Annotated in this window: 25 protein-coding genes; 8 read left to right on the top strand and 17 right to left on the bottom strand. The window is 64.3% G+C overall.

What is annotated here, in order from left to right:
- Positions 1–266: 266 nt before the first annotated feature.
- Positions 267–1,235: a helix-turn-helix domain-containing protein gene (locus AB7532_RS26485; RefSeq protein ID WP_441237631.1), complete on the top strand. Its 969-nt coding sequence runs from the start codon at positions 267–269 to the stop codon at positions 1,233–1,235.
- A gap of 43 nt (positions 1,236–1,278) precedes the next feature.
- Here the strand turns inward: AB7532_RS26485 and AB7532_RS26480 are convergent, their stop codons facing one another.
- From AB7532_RS26480 to AB7532_RS26455, 6 genes are all read right to left on the bottom strand, one after another.
- The gene (locus AB7532_RS26480; RefSeq protein WP_441237630.1) at positions 1,279–1,704 is read right to left on the bottom strand and encodes a hypothetical protein; all 426 of its coding nucleotides are present in this window, start codon (positions 1,702–1,704) and stop codon (positions 1,279–1,281) included.
- A 135-nt stretch (positions 1,705–1,839) separates the two neighbouring features.
- Complete coding sequence (locus tag AB7532_RS26475) at positions 1,840–2,829, bottom strand: Bug family tripartite tricarboxylate transporter substrate binding protein (protein WP_441237629.1); 990 nt, start codon at positions 2,827–2,829, stop codon at positions 1,840–1,842.
- A gap of 108 nt (positions 2,830–2,937) precedes the next feature.
- A complete protein-coding gene (locus AB7532_RS26470) occupies positions 2,938–3,960 on the bottom strand; it encodes an FUSC family protein (protein WP_441237628.1) in 1,023 nt (340 codons plus the stop codon).
- Positions 3,961–4,178: 218 nt separating this feature from the next.
- A complete protein-coding gene (locus tag AB7532_RS26465) occupies positions 4,179–5,108 on the bottom strand; it encodes a substrate-binding periplasmic protein (protein ID WP_441237627.1) in 930 nt (309 codons plus the stop codon).
- Complete coding sequence (locus tag AB7532_RS26460) at positions 5,105–5,461, bottom strand: c-type cytochrome (protein WP_441237626.1); 357 nt, start codon at positions 5,459–5,461, stop codon at positions 5,105–5,107. The genes AB7532_RS26465 and AB7532_RS26460 overlap by 4 nt, the downstream gene beginning before the upstream one ends.
- A gap of 10 nt (positions 5,462–5,471) precedes the next feature.
- A complete protein-coding gene (locus AB7532_RS26455) occupies positions 5,472–7,136 on the bottom strand; it encodes a methanol/ethanol family PQQ-dependent dehydrogenase (protein ID WP_441237625.1) in 1,665 nt (554 codons plus the stop codon).
- Positions 7,137–7,473: 337 nt separating this feature from the next.
- Here AB7532_RS26455 and AB7532_RS26450 point away from each other — a divergent pair, with 337 nt between their 5' ends.
- From AB7532_RS26450 to AB7532_RS26435, 4 genes are all read left to right on the top strand, one after another.
- Entirely contained in the window at positions 7,474–7,866 is a 393-nt protein-coding gene (locus AB7532_RS26450) for an EF-hand domain-containing protein (RefSeq protein ID WP_441237624.1), read from the top strand.
- Between the two features lie 171 nt (positions 7,867–8,037).
- Positions 8,038–8,118 (top strand): pyrroloquinoline quinone precursor peptide PqqA, encoded by an 81-nt coding sequence (gene pqqA, locus AB7532_RS26445; protein ID WP_012029362.1) that lies wholly within the window; start codon positions 8,038–8,040, stop codon positions 8,116–8,118.
- Between the two features lie 28 nt (positions 8,119–8,146).
- On the top strand, positions 8,147–9,049 hold the full coding sequence (locus tag AB7532_RS26440; protein WP_441237623.1) for a hypothetical protein: 903 nt from the start codon (positions 8,147–8,149) through the stop codon (positions 9,047–9,049).
- 107 nt (positions 9,050–9,156) lie between these two features.
- The gene (locus tag AB7532_RS26435) at positions 9,157–9,366 is read left to right on the top strand and encodes a hypothetical protein (protein ID WP_431206398.1); all 210 of its coding nucleotides are present in this window, start codon (positions 9,157–9,159) and stop codon (positions 9,364–9,366) included.
- 143 nt (positions 9,367–9,509) lie between these two features.
- Here AB7532_RS26435 and AB7532_RS26430 read toward each other — a convergent pair whose 3' ends face one another.
- From AB7532_RS26430 to AB7532_RS26415, 4 genes are read right to left on the bottom strand one after another with little or no spacing between them, the layout of a single operon-like run.
- The gene (locus AB7532_RS26430; protein WP_441237622.1) at positions 9,510–9,863 is read right to left on the bottom strand and encodes a hypothetical protein; all 354 of its coding nucleotides are present in this window, start codon (positions 9,861–9,863) and stop codon (positions 9,510–9,512) included.
- Between the two features lie 47 nt (positions 9,864–9,910).
- The gene (locus AB7532_RS26425; RefSeq protein ID WP_441237621.1) at positions 9,911–10,621 is read right to left on the bottom strand and encodes an ABC transporter ATP-binding protein; all 711 of its coding nucleotides are present in this window, start codon (positions 10,619–10,621) and stop codon (positions 9,911–9,913) included.
- A complete protein-coding gene (locus AB7532_RS26420; protein WP_441237620.1) occupies positions 10,611–11,348 on the bottom strand; it encodes an ABC transporter permease in 738 nt (245 codons plus the stop codon). The genes AB7532_RS26425 and AB7532_RS26420 overlap by 11 nt, the downstream gene beginning before the upstream one ends.
- Position 11,349: 1 nt before the next feature.
- The gene (locus tag AB7532_RS26415) at positions 11,350–12,330 is read right to left on the bottom strand and encodes an ABC transporter substrate-binding protein (protein ID WP_441239356.1); all 981 of its coding nucleotides are present in this window, start codon (positions 12,328–12,330) and stop codon (positions 11,350–11,352) included.
- 87 nt (positions 12,331–12,417) lie between these two features.
- On the opposite strand from AB7532_RS26415, the gene AB7532_RS26410 reads away from it, so the two are divergent.
- Complete coding sequence (locus AB7532_RS26410) at positions 12,418–12,777, top strand: hypothetical protein (RefSeq protein WP_441237619.1); 360 nt, start codon at positions 12,418–12,420, stop codon at positions 12,775–12,777.
- 121 nt (positions 12,778–12,898) lie between these two features.
- On the opposite strand, the gene AB7532_RS26405 is transcribed toward AB7532_RS26410, so the two are convergent.
- Positions 12,899–13,717: a quinoprotein dehydrogenase-associated SoxYZ-like carrier gene (locus tag AB7532_RS26405; RefSeq protein WP_441237618.1), complete on the bottom strand. Its 819-nt coding sequence runs from the start codon at positions 13,715–13,717 to the stop codon at positions 12,899–12,901.
- 84 nt (positions 13,718–13,801) lie between these two features.
- Complete coding sequence (locus tag AB7532_RS26400) at positions 13,802–14,728, bottom strand: quinoprotein relay system zinc metallohydrolase 2 (RefSeq protein ID WP_441237617.1); 927 nt, start codon at positions 14,726–14,728, stop codon at positions 13,802–13,804.
- Between the two features lie 128 nt (positions 14,729–14,856).
- Here AB7532_RS26400 and AB7532_RS26395 point away from each other — a divergent pair, with 128 nt between their 5' ends.
- Positions 14,857–15,738, top strand: coding sequence for a substrate-binding domain-containing protein (locus AB7532_RS26395; RefSeq protein WP_441237616.1), 882 nt, complete (start codon positions 14,857–14,859; stop codon positions 15,736–15,738).
- Positions 15,735–16,292 carry a PQQ-dependent catabolism-associated CXXCW motif protein gene (locus AB7532_RS26390; RefSeq protein WP_441237615.1) on the top strand — a complete coding sequence of 186 codons (558 nt, stop codon included), beginning with the start codon at positions 15,735–15,737 and terminating at the stop codon, positions 16,290–16,292. The genes AB7532_RS26395 and AB7532_RS26390 overlap by 4 nt, the downstream gene beginning before the upstream one ends.
- A 133-nt stretch (positions 16,293–16,425) precedes the next feature.
- Here the strand turns inward: AB7532_RS26390 and AB7532_RS26385 are convergent, their stop codons facing one another.
- The 5 genes from AB7532_RS26385 to AB7532_RS26365 form a co-directional block, all read right to left on the bottom strand.
- Positions 16,426–16,725, bottom strand: coding sequence for a copper-binding protein (locus AB7532_RS26385; RefSeq protein WP_441237614.1), 300 nt, complete (start codon positions 16,723–16,725; stop codon positions 16,426–16,428).
- A 135-nt stretch (positions 16,726–16,860) separates the two neighbouring features.
- On the bottom strand, positions 16,861–17,475 hold the full coding sequence (locus tag AB7532_RS26380; RefSeq protein ID WP_441237613.1) for a hypothetical protein: 615 nt from the start codon (positions 17,473–17,475) through the stop codon (positions 16,861–16,863).
- The gene (locus AB7532_RS26375) at positions 17,472–18,320 is read right to left on the bottom strand and encodes an ABC transporter permease (RefSeq protein WP_441237612.1); all 849 of its coding nucleotides are present in this window, start codon (positions 18,318–18,320) and stop codon (positions 17,472–17,474) included. Before AB7532_RS26375 ends, AB7532_RS26380 begins: the two co-directional genes overlap by 4 nt.
- A complete protein-coding gene (locus AB7532_RS26370; RefSeq protein WP_441237611.1) occupies positions 18,317–19,123 on the bottom strand; it encodes an ABC transporter ATP-binding protein in 807 nt (268 codons plus the stop codon). The genes AB7532_RS26375 and AB7532_RS26370 overlap by 4 nt, the downstream gene beginning before the upstream one ends.
- A complete protein-coding gene (locus tag AB7532_RS26365) occupies positions 19,120–20,088 on the bottom strand; it encodes a YVTN family beta-propeller repeat protein (RefSeq protein WP_441239355.1) in 969 nt (322 codons plus the stop codon). The genes AB7532_RS26370 and AB7532_RS26365 overlap by 4 nt, the downstream gene beginning before the upstream one ends.
- Positions 20,089–20,091 lie beyond the last annotated feature (3 nt).

Here is a 20,091-nt window from a genome sequence, read left to right as displayed (position 1 = left end):
GCGCACGGCAAAGAAGTTTTTGATTTTGCAGTAGCGAATTCAGCGGCTTCGACGCCGTGCGGTGCGGCGTTCAACGCTCAGGTTCCCCTTGACGGCGCTGCAACTAAGGCGGAGGATTAACTTGCAAGGGTGGCAATGGAACGATGGCGCTCGTTCCACAAGATCGCTCAAATGCGAGGTAAACGTCACGCAATCAAGGCTGAGGCTCCGGCAGCGCTGGTCGCGATTCGCGTCGAATCCCCGGGGTAACACCAGTGGCTGGATTAATGTCCGACACAATTCATACGCTCTCGACGACCGGACTGACGCCGAAGCGGCAGATCCAGAGCTGGATCGACGGGCTGACGAGCCTGTGTGGGCACTTCGACGTCGACCCGCTGGAGGCGTCCTCGCTCGAGGGCCGCATCGACTACACCTCCGTCTCGCGCCTCAAGCTGTGCCAGATCGAGGTCAGCCAGCATCGCATCGCGCACACGCTGGCGCGCGCCAAGGCCAATGAGCACCCGTACATCAAGATTCACTTCCAGACCTATGGCGTGTCCTATTTCGAGCAGGAAGGCCGCCACATCGAAATCAATCCGGGCGACATCATCGCCTATGACGTGTCCTGCCCGCATTCGATCATCAGCCCCGCCTTCACCCGTCACGACGTGGTGATCGTACCGAAGGCGCTGCTGCGCGACCGCGGATTCCCGTCGCAGCGGATGCCGGCTTGCAAATTGTCGGCGAAGACGGGCACGGGGCGGATCGCCCATGACTTCGTGCATGCGACCTTCGACGAGGCGGCTAAGCTGTCGGCGAACAGCGCGGTCGGCGTCGCCGATTCGCTGATCGATCTGTTGCTGTTGCCGCTGCGTGAGGCGGACACGGGGTTCGATCGCGTCGGGCCCGAGGCGATGTATGTGCGCGCGCAGTTCTTCATCCGCGAGCACCTGCGCGATCCTGATCTGTGCATCGACCAGATCTCCGCCGAGCTCGGCTGTTCCAAGCGCTATCTGCACATGCTGTTCTCCGAGCGCGGCACCACGGTGAGCGACTACATCTGGCAGGCGCGCTTGCAGAACTGCCGCCAGGAGCTCGAGGCTCACGGCGGCAAGACCATCACCGACGTCGCATTCTCCTGGGGCTTCTCCAGCTCATCGCATTTCAGCCGCGTGTTCCGGAAATATTTCGGTGTGGTGCCGTCCTCGATCCACAAAGGACAGCAGAGCGCGGCGGTCGCGGACGAGCACTAGGCGGGGCGGGGCGTCGCAGCCGTCGGTCGCTCGGCGATATCTCTCAGGCGGACGTCGCGATGTAGGGGATGCTGGTCAGGAGAGCGACGAGCAGCGTCGCGTTGCCCAGCATGCCACTCCAATGCAGCCTTCGCAGCCGGCGCGGGGCGTCAGTATCGCCGGCATCCCTCGCGCTGAGCTGGTCGTCCATCCGCCTCATGAACCAGGGGCGTCCGTAGATCGCCAGCACTGTGAGCAGGCCGACGCCCGTCGCCGCGGCCAGGCGACCGTCGAGCAGGAAAGCCAGCGTCCCGATCACACCGGCAATGCGCATGACCACAAAATGGGCGTTGAACATTCCGCGCAAGAGTTGGGCGACGGGCTGGATATCGAGCCTCACCAGCAGGAAGGCGGGCGTGGCCAGCGTGAAATAGCCCATCGGAAACAGCAGGATGATCATGACGGCGACGGCGACTCCATCCGGTGTCATGGGATCGGCCTTTCTCGTTCGCCCCGGTGAGCTTCTGGCGGCGGCGCACAATCATAGCGTGAAAATGCGTTTCGGACACTAGGCTTTGGTCGGACGCCGGGCCGCCAAGGGGCAGCCCGTCCGCCATGCCATGCGTCAGGCCGGCTCGAGCCCGAGCGACTTTGCACTCTCGATCCAGATCGGCAGCTCGCGCTGATACAGCGCGTTGGTGTCCTTGAAGCCGATCGCCGGTTCGAGCACGAAGGTGGTGAGGACCTCCTTCACCTTCGGATCGCTGTTGGCGGCAACGCAAAGCTCGGCCAGCCGGTCGACGACCGGCTGCGGCGTCGCCTTCGGCACGGCCCAGCCGGAGAAGCCGCTCACGGTGAAGAATTTCGAGGTCGCGCCCTGCTCGGGCAGGGTCTTGATCGCGGGGATGGCGTCGACCTTCTTCGAATGCACGGCGAACACGGTGCCGCGGTCGCTTTGCAGGACCGACTGCGCGGCGGTGTAGCTGCCCATCGCGACATCGAGCGTGCCTTCCAGCATGCCCGTCCACATCGGTGCTTCGCCGCGGTAATGGATCGGCTCGATGTTGAGGCCGTACTGCTTGTTGAGTTCGTGGATGGTCATGTGCGGGGCCGAGCCCGCGCTGTAGGTGCCGAAATTCACCTTGCCGCTCTTGCGCGCGAAGGCGACGAAATCGTCCAGCGTCTTGATGCCGGTTTTCGGGTTCGCCACCAGCAACAGGCCGGCGCCCGGAATGACGCTGACCAGCGTCAGATCCTTGTCCATGTCGTAGCCGGGATTCTTCATCACCACCCGGTTCATGATGTAGGTGGTCGAGATCGAGCACAGCATGGTGTGGCCGTCCGGCTCGGCGCGGGCGACCTCCGCCGTGCCGATCGCGCCGGAGGCGCCGGGCTTGTTCTCGACGACGACGGTCTTGCCGACCTGCTTGGAGATGAACTCGCCATAGGCGCGCGCGAGCAGATCGGTCTGTCCGCCGGCGGGATAGCTGCAGATCATGCGGATCTGCCGCGACGGCCATGCCGCTTGCGCCGAGGCGCCGCGCGCAACGAAGGGCATCGCGAGGGCAGTCGTGCCGGCGGCGATGAAGTGGCGGCGATCGAGCTTTGCGGACATGATTCCCTCCTGATTTTTGCCGACCCTACTGCATCGGGCTGGCTCCGCCATGGCCGGCAGGCGAGACAGATTGGCGCATTGATCAGGCGCCGCGGCGACCATTTTCCGTCAGCCGGACGGTCGTGCGTTCCGCATGACGCGCAGCCAGACGATCTCGGTCAGGGCCACGGCAATGAGCCCGAAAGTGCCGCCGATCAGCACGTTGACGATGCGCTCCTCCGCGATCCCGCTGGCGCCACCGGCAAAGGATGCGGCCAGCGCGATGAAGAAGCAGCGCAGGCCGAAGCCGAGGATGTAGCGGGAGAATGAGATCAGCGTGAGCGTGGCCGCGAGCACCGCGATCGCATAGCCGACGCGGCTCGGCGGCAGGGCAAGGCCGGCGAGGAAACCGAGCGGCACGCCGACAAAGGCGCCGATCGCGCGTTGCTTCAGCTTGCCGGTGGACGCCGTGAGGTCGCCGACCACGACGCTCGCGGCCGACCACATCACCCACTGCCCCTGCGCGAGGTTCAGGATCTCGACCAGTGCGGCCGCCGCGAAGACCGCCATGGCGGTTGCCGCGGCGGGGAGAAACCATTCGGCCGCAGGCGGTCCGAACGAGCTCGCCGCGTTGCCATGCCGCCGCCGGTCGTAGATCCGGATCGCGCAGACGAGGGCCAGCGCGATCGGAGAGGAGGCGATGATCACGCCGGCATGACGCAGCGCTTCTGCGGCGCTCACGCCCTCCCGCACCTCGCAGGCGAGATAGACGGCGGGGATGAACACCCAATTGCCGATTATGCGGACATGCTCGCCATAGCGCGTCCCCGCGACCGCAAGGAAGCCGGCGAGCGCCGTCAGCACCACGAAGAGCGGCTTGACCGGAGCGGCGAGGAAGAGTGCGGCAAAAGTGACGAGGATGGCGAAATAGTGCCACACGATGACTTTTGGCGGCAGTTGCAGGCGCAGCGCCGGAATGAGCAGCGACACCGCGACGAGGCCCAGGTTCAGCAACGCCGGCTCGCGCGAGATGAAATAGGCCGCGACCATCGGACCGACGACGATCAGCGCGCGCAGCAACTCGGCGGCCTTGAGCTCGCGGGAGAGGAGATCGCGCAGGCTGGTCGCGGAGGGTGCGGGAGGGGAATTCACGGGGCACCAAAGCGGCGGATGAAACGCCACGCATAGCATGGAATGAGGCACTTGGATGCGTGAGGCATTGTCCGTGCCCCTCTCTCGCTGTCATCGCCCGGCTTGACCGGGCGATCCAGTGCTCCGCGGCGTTGAGTGATACGGAAGAGCCGCAGCGTACTGGATGCCCCGCCTTCGCGGGGCATGACACCGGTGATGTGATGGCACGCGCGGCCGCATCACTTCTGAATGATCTTCATCCAGACGTCGCCCAGGATCGCGGGCTCGCGCGGCGGCAGATAGGTGAGCCCGGCCTGCTTGCCGAATTCGGCGATCCTGCCTTCAGCGCCAAGACCCGTCAGCGCCTTGTTGACCGCATCGATCAGCGCGTCGTCGCTTGCAAGCCCGACATAGCCGCGATTGGCGCCGATCGGGTAATAATAGCCGGACGCGGTGATCGCCGTGTCCGGATGCGCGGCACGGTGGGCGTCGAAGCGGCCGAGGTCGATCAGCGTCACGTCGTAGTCACCGCGCTGGAGTGCGCCGAGGAGATCGTCGCGGCCGGGGACGAGATGGGTGATATTGTCGATCAGACGCCCCTTGTCGAAGGTCATCAGGATGGCATCGCCGAGCGAGCCGCTCTCGATCGCGAGGCGAAGCCCGGCGAGGTCACCGATGCCGCCGATCTTTTTTTCCTTGGCTTTCGGTCCCAGCACGACCGTCATCGGTGAATAGACATAGGGCTGGCTCGGCGCGAGCACGCCCAGCGCGACACGCCGTCGCCGGTCGTCGCGGGTGGCGCCGGCGAAATCCGGCAGCCGCGCCGTCTTCATGCCGGGCTTGACGAGGGAGTCCGTGGTCAGCGCATAGCCGCCGACCAGTGAGCAGCGCCCGTCGGAGAGCAACGCATTGGCCTCGAGCTGCGGGCTGGAGTCCTCGTCCAGCCTGCTCTCGAACCACTGGATCTTCAGCGGCCGTCCCATCCGCTCGGCGATGGCCTGCGCCAGCAACACGTCGAAGCCGGCCTCCGGCTTGCCCTTCTGGTGCACCGAGAGCGGCGGGCGGTCTTCGTCGAGACAGATTTTCAAGGGATCGTCTGCCGCGCGTGCGGCTGTTGCCAGCGCCGCGAGGGTCGCGGCAACGCTGCATGCGGCCAGCCAGCGCCTCATGGTTTCCTCCGGCTCGAGACGAACGCCCAGAGATTGCCGATCTCGTCCTCGCTGAGAATGTCGGCCCAGGGCGGCATCTTGTTGTTCTTGCCGTTCTTCACCGTGGTGACGAAGCGCGTCTTGTCGTCGGGAAAGACACGGAGGTCCGGCGTGATGGTGCCGGAGTTCATCATGTTGGGACCGTGGCAGTGCGAGCATTTCGAGGCATAGGTCGACTTGCCATGGTCGATCTGCGCCTGCAGCGGATTGCCGGTTGCGTCGTCCGCGGCACGAACGGTCGCCGCAAGCGCGACCGTCAGCACCGCGACGGTGGCGATGATCGCCACCGTCTTGTGAGATACGTCTCTTGGCATCGTGCCGTGGTTACTGCTTCACCGCAAAGACCCAAAGCGAGCCGCCGGGCGGCACCTGGGCAAGCCGCTCGTCGCCGGAGAACAGCGAGTAGACGCCGCCATAGCCGCTGGTGACGGCAACGTATTGCACGCCGTCCTGCTGCCATGTCACCGGTTGTCCCTCGATGCCGGAGCCGGTCTGGAACTGCCAGAGCTTCTTGCCGGTGTCGGCGTCGAAGGCCTCGAACTCGCCGGTCAGCGCGCCCGAGAACACGACGCCGCCTGCCGTCGACAGCACGCCCGAGAAGCGCGGAATGTCGCTCGGCGCTTCCCATTTCGACTTGCCGGTCATGGGATCGATCGCCTTGAGATGGCCGCGCGGGCCGTCACCCCATTCCCAGAGATCGGTCAGGTCCATGCCGAGATACCATTCACCCTGCTTGAAGGTGACGGGCTCGGTCTTGTACCGGCCGCCGAAGGCGAGCGTGTTAGCGTAGGCGAGCCCGGTCTGCGGGTTGAATGACATCGGCTCCCAGTTCTTGCCGCCGAGGATCGACGGATAGACGGTGACCTTCTTGCCGTCGCGCGCGTCCTTGCTCACGTCGGTCTCGATCGGGCGGCCCGTCTTCATGTCGATGCCGGTCGCCCAGTTCACTTTCACGTAAGGATTGGCCGCGAGCAGCTTCCCGTTGGTGCGGTCGAGCACGTAGAAGAAGCCGTTGCGGTTGGCATCCATCAGCACCTTGGTCGGCTTGCCCTCGACATTCATGTCGGCGAGGACCATCTCGGCCACCGAGTCATAGTCGAACGGGTTGTTCGGCGAGAACTGGTAGTGCCACTTGATCTTGCCGGTCTTGGGATCCATCGCCAGCACGGAGCAGGTGTAGAGGTTGTCGCCGGGGCGCACCGCCGAATTGAACGGTCCGGGATTGCCGATGCCCCAATAGATCGTGTTCAACTCGGGATCATAAGAGCCCGTGATCCAGGTCGAGCCGCCGCCGAGTTTCCAGGTGTCGCCCTTCCAGGTGTCGCCGCCGGGCTCGTCCGGCGAGGGGATCGAATGGGTGCGCCAGAGATGCTTGCCCGTTGCCGGATCCCAGCCGTCGATGAAGCCGCGGGTGCCGAACTCGGCGCCGGAGATGCCGGTGATGACGACACCGTCGGCGACCAGCGGGGCCACCGTCATCGAATAACCTTCCTTGATGTCGGCCGCCTTCTGCCGCCACAGCTCCTTGCCGTTCTTGGCATCGAGTGCGATCACGTTGGCGTCGAGCGTGGTGCGGAACACCTTGCCGTCGTAGAGCGCGGCGCCGCGATTGATGATGCCGCAGCAGACGATGCGCGGCGTCTCGGCGGGATATTCGATCTTGGATTTCCAGATCTGCTTGCCGGTCTTGGCATCGACCGCCATGGTCGCGTTGTGCGAGGTCACGTAGATCACGCCCTGGTAAACCAGCGGCTGCGATTCCTCGCTGCGATCGTCGTTGAAGGAGTAGTTCCAGACCGGGACGAGATTCTTGACGCTGTCCTTGTTGATCTGGTTTAGCGTCGAGAAGCGCTGGAGATTGTAGCCCATCCCGTAGTTGAGAACGTTAGATGTATCGGTCGCACCCTTCACCAGCTGCTCGGTGGTCTGTGCATACGCACAGGTCGATGCAAGCATGACGAGGCTCGCGGCCATCGCAAAGCGTTTCATCCGTTCCTCCCAATATGCGCGCCTTTTGACGCTGCGATTGCAACACTCCGCCCGAATGCAAAACCCGTCAATACGAAAGTCGTAAGCGCGTTGCGGATATGTTGGATGCCAGATGCCGGTCACCTGACGGAAACCTGACAAATCGCTTTCACTTGTGTGCAGACGCTGAAAAAATTCCGCGGCATGAAGCGCGCCGGCGTCGTTCACTTTGTCTGGGCAGTCGGGTTCCGCGAGTTGTGCGGTGCGCAGGTTGCAATTCCGGACTTGAACCGGGGCTCGCTAATGGACTTATGTCGTTTCGATCCCGCGCGAATCGGGGCTTGATCAGGAGGTTCTGATGATTTCACGTCGCACTGTTGCGCTTGCTCTCACGATTGCAATGCTGTCCGGCCCTGCCTGGGCGGCATCCGGCAGTGCCGTCAAGATGTTCGACACCGACAATGACGGCACGCTCGATCTCGCCGAGGTGAAGAAGGCGGCGAGCGCATTGTTCGCGAAGCTCGATCCGGACCGCGACGGCACACTGGACGCGCGCGAATTGCGCGGACGGTTAACGGCGAAAGAACTCGCCGCCGCCGATCCCGATCGCGACGGGACTCTCACGCTCGACGAATATCTCTCGGTGGTGGAGCAGCGCTTCAACGCAGCGAATCCCGACAAGGACGGAACGCTGGATGCGAAGGAGTTGAACGCGCGCGCCGGCCGCGCGCTGCTGCGTTTGTTGCGGTGAAAATCGCGCGGCTTGACTGGGAGCGAAGGCGATTTGCCCGAGAGGGAAATTTGCGAGTGCGATGGGACAGTTCGCTGTGTTCGCGGTTCGATTCCAGACTTGCGCTGTCCCTGACGCAGCCCTAGGTTTTGCCCCGCGCGATGTCGCGCTCAATACCTTGGGGAGACCCGAATGGCCTGGAAAGCTCCGAAGATCGTGGAAGTGCCGGTCGGCATGGAAATCAACATGTACGCCTGCGCTGCGCGCAAGTAATCAAGACTGACGACCTGCCGCGGCTTCGATGGCGAACGCCGTCGAAGCCGTGGTAGTGTCAGGGATGTGCGCGAGAGCCCAAACACTCCGGATCATAGCTGCCTGCACGGTCGCGCTCGCACCGGCCTGTGTCAGCGCCGAAGAGGGCTTTGATACCGAGCACATCTTCGGCTTCATGATCGGCACCGACGTCGGCAATCCCGGCGAGCGCGAATTTCAGACCGAGACGACAGGGCGCTTCGGCAAGGGCGGTACCTATCGGGCCCTCCAGCAGGAAGTCGAGATTGAAATCGTGCCGCTGCCGAATTTTCGCGTCGAGCTCGGCGCCACGGCCAGCCTTCACGACATCACGGGCGTCCCGGATATCGACGATCGTCGCCAGTTCAACTTTCAGGGCGCCTCGCTCGATTTGCGTTATCGCCTGCTCGATCGCGAGCGCGCACCGTTCGGGTTGACCGTTGCGGCCGAGCTTCATGGCGATCGCATCGACGAGACCAGCGGCGCGAAGGGGCGGATGTATGGCACCGATTTCACCCTCGCTTTCGACCGCGAGCTTATCCCGAACTACCTCATTGGCGCGTTGAACCTGATCTACCAGCCCGAATGGGGGCGCTTCGAGGTAGCAGGCGTATCCGAGAAAAGCTCCACCATCGGCGCGGCGTTTGCGGGCCTGGTCCGCGTGCGCCCCAATGTGCTGCTCGGCGGCGAGATGCGCTACTTCCGGCAATATGAGGGCATCGGCCTCGGCGAGTTTGCAGGCCAGGCCCTGTTCGTCGGGCCGACCGCCTACTTTCAGCTCTCGGAGAAGTCGCGGCTGACGCTCAGCTGGAGCATGCAGGCCTGGGGCCGTTCGGCTGGGGCGGGCGGCAATCTCGACCTCGCCAATTTCGAGCGACACCAGGCGCGACTGGTGTTCGGGGTCAATTTCTAGGGCGTCTCGAAGGATGGCCACGGGGAACCTGCCCGATTGAAACTTCCCCCTCCTCGGAACGTAGCTTCTTGTGCTAATCTCCATCGCCCTTGCGAGAGGATCCCGGCATGAACCCGATTGACCTGGTGGTGACTGTGTGTGCGCTGCTCTCGCCTGCGACCTGCGAGGAACAGCATCTGGTGTTCAACTTTGCAGGCTCGCCGACGCAATGCGCGATGGCCGCGCCGCCTTATATCGCGCAATGGGTCGGGGACCATCCGAAGTGGCAGGCGGTGCGCTGGCGCTGCGAATATCCGCACCCGAACGACAAGGCGTGAAGTCTATCCCCTCATGGTGAGGAGCGCGGAACGCGCGTCTCGAACCATGCAGGCCCAACCGCTGCAGCCGGGCCTTTCATCCTTCGAGACGCCTGCTGTGCAGGCTCTTCAGGATGAGGAGAGGCGCCTGTTATGTGCCTGCGCTACTTCGTGCAGTCCTTCAGATCCTTGTCAGCGATCGAGAATACCGCATCCGCCTTGATCTCGATGTCACGGACCACGCATTGGCGCCCGTTGGGATAGCCGACCTTGGCGTCGTAGCGACCCGGCTCGACGCCTGTGATGCGCAGCCGCTCATCGTGGTCGACTTCCTTGTCCTTGTCGTTCAGGCACTGGTTCGGTCCCCAGTCGGTCTTGCCGGCCGCCGAGAGCTGGAAACCGGAGATCGTCTCCGTCGTCAGATTCCACAGCCGGATGCCTTTGCCCTTGGCCTGCGCGAGCGCCGCGCCCGGCATCGCAACCAACAGGATGCCGACCGCAATCAGCGTACGCCGCATGGTGAACCTCCCTCGTAACGTCGTTTCGTCGAGTTGACCACGAGTTCTCATTTCGATTCAAGCAGCAAGGCTGCGAGTTCGGTTTTGATCCTGCCGAGCTCGGCGTCGCTGCGCTCTGCGCGCGGAATGGTGATCGGCACCTCCCGCACGATGCGCGCCGGGCGCGGCGACAGGAAGAACAGGCGGTCGCCGAGACGGATCGCATCATCGAGACTGTGGGTAACGAGCAGCGTCATCACCGGGCGGCTCGCGACCAGCGTCGCGATCTCGTCGCGCAGGCGCCCGGCAAGCGCGTCGTCGAGCGAGGCGAGGGGCTCGTCGAGCACGAGCAGGTCGGGTTCGACCGCAAAGGCACGGGCGAGTGCGACGCGACGGGCGAGGCCCAGCGACAATTCGCCGGGAAAGTGGCTGCGATGCGCGTCCAGCTCCAGGATCCTGAACAATTCGGCGAGCTTCGCGTCGGTGACGTCGGGCGCCGCAAGTCGCACATTCTGCTCGACCGAGCGCCACGGCAACAGTCGCGGCTCCTGGAACACCATGCCGATGCGCGCCTGCGGAGGGCGCGCGATGCGTCCCTGAAATTCGTGATCGAGCCCGAGGATGATGCGCAGCATCGTGCTCTTGCCGCAGCCGGACGGGCCGATCAACACGCCGACCTCGCCGGATTGAAGCGCGAATTTGACCGGCGCCAGCACCTCGTGGGTTTCGCCCGCGACACTCCGGAACGTCTTGCCCGATATCTCGACCTCAAGCCGCACGGGGCCGCCACCGTGTTGCGCGGGCTTCGAACGGCTGCACCAGCAAGGTTTCGATGACGAGCACGACGGCGGCGAAGGTCAGCGAATAGGCCAGCAGCCTCGGCGTGTCGAACAGCTGGAAGGCGACGCCGATCTCGAAGCCGACGCCGTTGGGACGTCCGAGCAGTTCAGCGACCAGTACGATCTTCCACACCAGCGACAGTCCGGAGCGGGCGGAGGCCGCGATATAGGGCGCCAGCTGCGGCAGCACGACATGGCGGAAGGCGCGCCAGCGCGGCATCGCGAACACCGTCGCCATCTCGTCGAGCGAGCGGTCGAGTGCCCGCGTGCCCTCGCGCAAGGTGACGATGGCGGTCGGCAGCTTGTTGATGGCGATCGCGGCGATGGCGGCCGCCTCGGTGAGGCCGGCCCAGATATAGGCCAGCACGATCACGACCAGCGCCGGCAGGTTGAGCAGCAGGATCAGCCAGGGATCGCCGAGCCGGTCGGCGAGCTTGACCCGTCCCATCAGATAGCCGATGGCGCTGCCGAGCGACATCGCCAGCACGAAGGCGAGGATGACGCGGGCAAGCGTCGCCCCGAGATGCAGGAACAGTGCGCCGCTCGACGCCTCCGCGATCATCACTTGGAGCACGGCAGGCGGGGACGGCAGCTTGGCGCCGTCGACGAACAGCGCGGCGGTCCACCAGATCGCGAGTAACAGGGCAAACGAGAGCAGACGCAGCACCTCAGTCTCCGGGGACTGCGTGATAGAACGTGCCGGGGTCGAGCTCGGCCGCGGGGCCGACCAGGTCGCGGCCGCCGATCTCGGCCAGCACGCGGTAGAGCACGCGTGCATCGGCCTCCTCGTCGGCGATGCTCCGGCGTGGAATGCCGTCGCGATAACGGTCGCGGTAGGTTTTCAGCAGGGTGGCATCGCTGGTGCCGGTGAGCGGCGCGATCTTGTCCCAGGCGGCGTCCGACGTGATCAGCAACTGCTTGGCCTTGCGGGTCATCGCGATGAAACGCGCCACGGCGTCGCGATGGCTCGCCGCCCAGCTCTCGTCGAAGACATAGCCGACCGCGGAGACCGGGCCCTTGGCGCCGAGCTTCGGCAAAATCTCCTCGATGCCGGCGAGGCGGCGAAAACCCTTGGCCTCGAGCTGGGCGCTGAAATTCCAGAAATTGAGGCTCGCATCCATCTCGCCGTCGAGCGCCTTGGCGGCGATCAAAGGCGGGGCGCCATAGACGATGCTCGCATCGGACTTCAGGTCGATGCCGTCCTGCTTCATCCGCGCCTGCAGCAGCAGCCAGCTCTTGTCGATCGCGCCGCCGCCGATTCCGAGCTTGCGGCCCTTGAGGTCTGCAAGCGTCTTGAGCGGCGAGGTGGCCGGCACCATCACCGCACCGAGCGCGCTGGAATAGGGATAGAAGGTCAGCCTGGCGCCGAGCGCGCGCTCGCGCGACACCCACAGCCAGTCCGACAGAATGATGTCGGCGCTGCCGGCGCGCAGCGCGATCTTGCCGGCTTCGGGGCTCGCAAGCTCGGTGACGTCGAGCGACAGGTCGGCCTCCTTGTCGAGCCCGGCGGCGCGGATTGCGGCGAGCTCCCAGGAGAATGTTCCGGTTTTCTGCACTGCAAGGCGAATCGTATCTGCGGCGCGGGCGGGTGCGGCCAGCGTCAGCACCAACGTCGCCGCGAGTACAAGAGTTCGACCAAATACTCTCATCACCTTGTGAGCCGTTTCCTCTGATAGAGTGCTTTTCAGGACAATACGCATAGCATAGCTTTCGTCGCAACCAGCGGGAGGACGCGCATGAATCTGGCGGGACAGCTACGACCGATTGTCGCCGCATTGGCGGTGTGGGCTGCGACCGCATGCGTGGCGCGGGCCGAGGAGGCCAATGATTATCCGACATCGGCGCGTGCTGAATACGTCTATGGCTGCATGAAAGCCAATGGCGAGAGCCGGCAGTCGATCGAGCAATGCTCGTGCTCGATCGACGTTGTGGCCTCGATCGTGTCCTATGACCGCTACGTCACCGCCGAGACCGCGCTGAGCATGTCGCAGGTCCGCGGCAATCTCGGCGTCCAGTTCCGCACGTCGGAGCAGGCGAACACGGCGGTGAATGATTTGCGGCGGGCTCAGGCGGAAGCCGAGGTGAGGTGTTTCTAACCGCTAGCTTCACGCCAATCGTATTCGTCATGCCCGGGCTTGTCCCGGGCATCCACGTTCCTGGGTTAGACACGAAGTCCGTGGATGGCCGGGGCAAGCCCGGCCATGACGATTGGGAGACTCACGTCCCCGGCTTCTCCACATCCCACTCGTTGCGGAACACATGCCCGTCCGTATCCTTTGCCTCCGCGCGAAAGCGCTTGGCGCCGTTGGACACATAGGTGAACCGCAGGTTGGGATCTTCCGAGATCGAGATGCCGCCCTCCATCGACAGCACGGGGCTGTCATCCTGCGTCAGCTTGAGCTGGTCGACGAAGAAGGCGGGAATGTAGAGCTGCGTGACCTGGTCCATTTGCAGGCCGGAATTGTTGGGGTGGCCGATCATGATCTGCGCTTCGCGGACGCGGCTCGCCGGCGCTTCCTCGCGCGCGAACTGCCGGTAGCGCATCTTGCCGAGGCGGCTGTTGGCCTCCTCGGCATTCTTGCCGGCCGGCGCCGAGCAGCCGCCTGAGGCCTTCACATACACTTTCGAGACGTAAAGCTGGCCGTCGCTGAGCTCGGCGACCGCGTGGACGTCGGTGTAATTGTTGACGCGCACGCGCGTGGAGATCTCGGTGACGTTGGCGTCGGCGCCGAGCTCGAACTTCGCCGCCATCGGTGCCGGGTTGCGATCGATCACCAGCGTGATCGAGCGGATGCGGCGGCTATCCGCGGGCGACAGCTTGCTGCGCAGGGTCACCGGCACGATCGCCGCGTCCTCGGCGCGATAGGGCATCTCGATGCCGATGACATCGTTGCCGTCGTTCATCGTCCGGTTGCTGAAGATGTCCTGCACCAGACCCGGCCAGGGATTGTCGGACTCTTCAGCCCACGCCGGCACGACAAAGGCGATGCCGAGCAAGGCGGCGATCAGGGGCAGGCGGCGTGTGCATCCCGTCATGGTCATGGTCCCCGGAGTCAGCGAAGCTGATCTCCTGCTGCCAGAGTCGGCGAAGCCGATCTCCAGCTCACGATAGCGCGTCCGCTACTCCCATTCAATTTCCGAAAATGCTGCGGTTGCGTTGCGGGCGTTGTAGTCGTCGAACAGCTGCCAGTGCGGCCGCTCCTCAGCGGCCGCCTTGTCGGCGGCGGTTCGGATCGGCTCCCCCTTCTTGTTCGAGGCACGGACGTCCGCCAGCAGCGTCGTGAGATAGCGCCGCTCGTCCGCCATCGCGGCAGGCCAGTCGCTCACAGGGCCGTGACCGGGGACAATTCGCTGCGCCGGGATCTGACCAAGTTCCCCGAGCGTTGCGAGCCAGCCGCGGATGCTGCCGTCCATCACCGGAACATGGCGCACGAAAACCAGGTCGCCGGTGAACAGCGTCTTGCTCGTCTCGTCGAACACGGTCAGGTCGTTGTCGCTGTGCCCGGCCGGCCAGGCCCGCAAGGTGAGGCGGCGCGAACCCAGATCGAGCGTCAGCGTATCCCTAACGAGCATCGTGGGCGGCACGATCTTCACGGGATCGATCAGCTCGTTGCCCATGATGCGCCTGAAATTATCGAGATAATACGGCCCGCGGCTCGCCATCGCCTGCGGCAGCCTGCTGTGGCCGACGAAGCTGGTTCCCGCTGCAACGAACGCGGCATTGCCGAAGACGTGGTCGGGATGGCCATGGGTGTTGATGACATAGCGGATCGGCTTGCTGGTGCGGGCCCGCACCGCCGCCAGCAGCGCCTCGCCCTCGCGCAGGCTGCCGCCGGTGTCGATCACGGCGACCGAATCCTCGCCGACGATGAAGCCGACATTGGCGATATCGCCCTCATTCTCGCGCGTCATCAGGGCGATGGTCCCGGAGTGTACGAAGATTCCCGGTGCGACTTCGCTCACAGGCAATTCGGCCCTTCCCACGCGTGCTAGCGTGGTATGCCCCAGCAGGGACAAGGCTGCGATCACGAGAGCGATGCGAGACACTTTTTCGCCTCAGTTCAAAGGGTTGACTGCGTTGCACTGCAACACAACAAGCCAACGCAAAGTTGGCGAAACATGATGCGTCCATGCGTTGCATGGATAGCATTCGGACGAACCGAGGAGGAAGCGCGATGACGGAGGCCGGACGACATCGTCGCTGGTTGTTTTCACTGTGGGTACTGGTTGCATCCTGCGCGTTCGGCGATGTCGCCATGGCGCAGACCAAGGACAGCGGCGATCTCTCGTTCGAGCTGGTTGATCCGAATGTGCTGCGCGTCTGCGCCGATCCCCGCAATCTGCCGTTCTCGAACGAGAAGGGCGAGGGCTTCGAAAACAAGCTCGCCGAGTTTGTTGCCGACAAGTTGGGCAAGAAGCTCGACTACGTCTTCTTTCCGCAGGCGACGGGCTTCGTGCGCATGACATTGGGCGCGCATCGCTGCGACGTCATTATGGGTTTCCCGCAAGGCGACGACCTCGTGCAGGGCACCAATCCCTATTACCGCACCAGCTATGCGCTGGTTTCGAAAGCGGGCGGCGGGCTCGAGGACGTCGACACGCTCGAAGACGCGAAGTTGAAGAGCAAGCATGTCGGCATCGTCGCCGGCACGCCGCCGGCGACCAACATGGCGCTGGCCGGTCTGATGGGTAATGCAAAGCCCTATCCGCTGATGATCGACACGCGTTTCGACAATTCGGCGCAGGCGATGGTCGACGATCTCGTGGCCGGCAAGATCGAGGCCGGCGTGCTGTGGGGACCGATGGCCGGATACTATGCGAAGAAGGCCGGCTCCATGCACGTGACACCATTGGTGAAGGAAACCACGGGTCCGAAGCTGGTCTATCGCATCGGCATGGGCGTGCGTCCCGCCGACCAGAACTGGAAGCGGCAGCTCAACAAGCTGATCCAGGAGAACCAGGGCGAGATCAACAAGATCCTGGTCGAGTTCGGTGTGCCGCTGCTGGACGAGAGCGACAAGCCGCTCGGTGCGGAGACGGCCAAGAAGGCGCCATGAGGCGGCAGCTTGCCGCTGCGCTCGTTGCCGCGATGCTCGCGGTACCGGCATTCGCGCAGCAGCAGGAGCCGTTCGAGCCCGAGGGCTATCGCACCGACAATTACCGCGCGCCGGTGCCGGCGACGCTGGCGCGCGCGCGCGTGCTGACGACGGAAGAAGCCGAGGCGATCTGGCGCGCCAGGAGCGGCGCCTTCATCGACGTGCTGCCGCGTGCGCCGAAGCCGAAGAACCTGCCTGAAGGCACGGTGTGGCGCGACATGCCGCGCAAAAACATTCCGGGGAGCCTCTGGCTGCCGGACACCGGCTACGGCGCGCTGCCGCCGGCCATGGACGATTATTTCCAGCGCGGCCTCGCGCACGCCTCGCGCGGCGACAAGGCCGCGCTGCTGGTGATCTATTGCCTCGCCGATTGCTGGATGTCGTGGAATGCCGCCAAGCGCGCACTGGCGTACGGCTATGCCAACGTCGCCTGGTACCCTGATGGCACCGACGGTTGGGAGCGCGCGAAGCTGCCGACGGAGGAGGCGCAACCGCAGCCACGGCCGGAGCAATAGGTGTCATGATCGGCGCACAACTCTCTCCTCGTCATTTCGAGAAGCGCAGCGACGAAGCAATCCAGACTGTCTCAACGGAAAGATGCTGGATTGCTTCGCTGCGCTCGCAATGACGGTGTGGATGGAGCTTCGCCTACTGCTTCTGCAACTTCGTCAGCGTTCCCGTGCCATCCGCACTGGTCGCCGAATACGTCACCCGGTCGCCGGCGTGGACGGCGTCCAGCATCGCGGCATCCTTGGCCTTGTACTGCTGGAGCGTGCCGGCACCGCCTGCGCTGCCGCCGACCGTGCCTTTCTGCGTCTCCTGAATCGAGATCGTGCTGTTGAGCCGGTCGATCCTGGTGACCATGCCCGTCATGTCGTCAGCAAAGGCGCTGGTTGCAAGGATGCTGAGGGCCGCGGCGCCTGCGTAGATGAATCTTGCTGTTCCCATCAAGGCCTCCCGGTGTCTAGGATCACATCGACAAGCGATCCCGGATCGATTTGGTTCCGGCGGGGCAGCGCGGCAAAGGTTAACGATGGCGTTGATATCGCGGGAACTTTGCGAAAGCCGTCAGCAAGGCTGACGCTATTCCATTTCCTGCTGGATCACGCGTCCCAGCGCGAACAAGCGTTGGTCGATCGCGGTTGGAACCTCGCAGACGAACCGCACCACCTTGTTGCGGTCCTCGAAAATGCGAGTCTTCCAGATCAGCTCGTTGCTGAGCGCCTCGACCTTGGTGTCGTCGCGTGACGCTGCGCCCTGAAGCGCCTGGAGTTGAATGGCTTCCTCGCGGATCTTGTCGGCGGCCTCGCGCTGCTTGCGGCTGACGCGCTCGAGCCCGGCCATGACCTGGGAACGCTGGGCATTGAGCGTGTCGAACAGGCCGGCGAACAGCAGTTTTGCGTTCGCGGTCTTGTCAGTCGCGGAGCCGGCCAGAAAGTCCTTCACCGATTTCTCGGCTTCGTCCATCGGGGTCTTGCGCGCCGAGAGCTTTGAGACCAGCGCGGTGACCCTGGTATCGTCCTTCCACTTCGTCTCGGCGTCGTCGAGCGCGGGGCCGGACCAGACGGCGGCGAGCGAGATATCAGGAACCTTGGCCTGCGTGCACGGCCAGTTGGGGTAGCGCGGATCGGCCGCGCGCGCAGCCGTGCTCGCGACTGCGAGTGCCAAAGCGCCAATGGCCAGAACCCGAACGATCATCCTTCGCCTCCCGCAGGGCCCCGTCGTGCCAGCCCGCGCGAGGGATCATAGGCATAGATCGCGCCGATCATGAAGACGATTGTGCAGGTCGCGACCACCGCCAGTGAGATCCAGTTGATCTGGCCGTACAACGCAAACCGTATCAGTTCGACCGCATGGGTGAACGGATTGGCCTCGCAGAGATAATAGAGATAGGGGCTGCCCTCCTGCACCCGCCAGAGCGGGTAGAGTGCGGAGGAGGCAAAGAACATCGGAAAGATCACGAAGTTCATGACGCCGGCGAAGCTTTCAAGCTGCTTGATGCCGGAAGAGATCAGCATGCCGAGCGAGCCCAGCATCAGCCCCGACAGGATCAACGCCGGCAGTACGGTGAGATAGCCGATCGGAGGCGGCGTGATGTCCCAGAACCAGGCAATCAGCAGGAAGGCATAGACCTGGAGCAGCGACACCGCGGTGCCTGCGAGCAGTTTGCAGAACAGCAGGAAGCCGCGCGGCAGCGGGCTCACCAGCAGCGTGCGCATGTTGCCCATCTCGCGGTCGTAGACCATCGAGAGCGAGGACTGCATGCCGTTGAAGAGCTGGATCATCGCCATCAGCCCGGGCGCGATGAAGACCTCGTAGAGGATGTAGGTCTCGTAAGGCGGGATGATGGAGATGCCGAGCACCTGCCGGAAACCGGCGGCGAAGATGAACAGCCAGACCAGCGGCCGCACCAGTGCGGAGACGAAGCGCTCGCGCTGATGCAGGAAACGCAGGCCTTCGCGCCAGACGATGCCGGTGAGGCAGGTCATGTACTCGCCGGCCGAGAAGCCGCGCGGCGCATCCCGCGTCGTGATGCTGCTCATGCGCCGCCTCCCGGCATCGTCTGCGCGCCGGTCAGGCGCATGAAGGCGGTGTTGACGTCCTGTGCGCCGGCCTCGGTGATGACGCGGCTCATCGGCCCCTGCGCCAGCACCTTGCCCTGATGCAGCACCACGAGGTCGTCGCCGGGCATGATCTCGTCGAACAGATGCGTGGCCCAGAGCACGCCGATGCCTTGCTCGGTCACGAGCTGGCGGACATGGCTGATGATGTCGGCGCGCGCCTTGACGTCGAGCCCGACGGTCGGCTCGTCCAGCAGCAAGAGGCGCGGCCGGTGCAGAAGCGCGCGCGCAATCTCCAGCCGTCGCATCTGACCGCCCGAGAGATCGCGGACCTTGCTGCCGGCGCGCTCTTCGAGCCCGATGCGGTCGAGCAGCTCGGCGGCTCGCGCGCGGGCCTCGCGGCGGCTGATGCCGTGAAGGGCTGCGTGATAGAGCAGGTTCTGTGTCAGCGACAGATCGAGATCGAGCGTACGCGGCTGGAATACGACGCCGAGCAGCCGCAGCGCCTCGCCTGGGCTCCTGCCGACGTCGTGGCCGAAAATACCGACGTGGCCGGTCTGGATGCCGAACAGGCGTGTGATCAGCGAGAACAGTGTGCTCTTGCCGGCGCCGTTGAGGCCGAGCAGCGCCGTGAAGCTTGCAGGCTGCACGTTGAAGGAGACGTCCATCAGCGCGCGGCGCGGTCCATAGGCATGACTGACGCCGTCGATCGCCAGCGCCGGCACTGCGGCCGGATCCGGCCGTGGCGTCTCGCGTGGCTCGGTGATGGGGGCGGGACTGGTCATGGCGCGATCGTGACGCCCCAGGGCAGTTCGCCCACCTGAATGGTCTTGATCACCTTTTGAGCGGCGACATCAATCACGGAGACGTCGTTGGAGACGCCGTTGGTGGTGAGCAGATATTTCTCGTCAGGCGTGAACGCCATATGCCAGACGCGCTGTCCCACCAGCAGATATTTCGTCACCTTGCGTGTCGCGACATCGACGACGGCGATGCGGTTGGCGGGCCCGAGCGCGACGAAGGCGGTCTTGTCGTCCTTGGTCATGCCGATGCCGACCGGCTGGATCGCCTCTTTCCGCAGGCCCGGAATCTCGAAATTGATCTTGTCGATCACCTCATGCTTTTTGGGGTCGATGATCGAGATCGTGCCGCCGATCTCCGAGGACACCCACACTTCGGAAGCGTCGTGCTTGAACTCGGCAAAGCGCGGCCGTGCGTCCACCAGCACGTTGGCGACGATCTGGCGCGTCGACGTGTCGATGAAATGCGCCATGTTGGTCGTCTCTGATGTGTTGATCAGAAATTTTCCATCCGGGCTGATGGTCATGCCCTCCGGCTCGACGCCGACCTGGATATCGCCGAGCCGCGCGCGCTTCTCCAGGTCGATCACGGTCACCGTGTTGTCGTTCTCGTTGGCGACGTAGAGGATCTTGCCGGCGGCGTCCTGCGCGAACAATTCCGGGTCGGGCCCGGAGGGCAGGCTGTCGACCACGACCTGCGTCTTGGCGTCGATCACCTGGATGGTGTCGTCGTCGCCGACCGCGACCATCACGAACTTGCCATCGCGCGTGAAATCGATGCCGCGTGGGCGCTGGCCGACCTTGATGGTCTTGGTCACGGTCCAGGTGTCGGTATCGATCACCGACACCGTATTGCTCTTCTCGTTCGATACATAAGCGATGAACGCGTGCGCCGGCGCGGCCACGAGCGCCAGTCCGGACAGCAACCCCACACGCCACATGCGCGACATCTG

This window comes from Bradyrhizobium sp. 930_D9_N1_4 (genome assembly GCF_052076015.1).
Taxonomy (GTDB): Bacteria; Pseudomonadota; Alphaproteobacteria; order Rhizobiales; family Xanthobacteraceae; genus Bradyrhizobium.
This window is presented reverse-complemented; position numbering and strand designations above follow the sequence as displayed.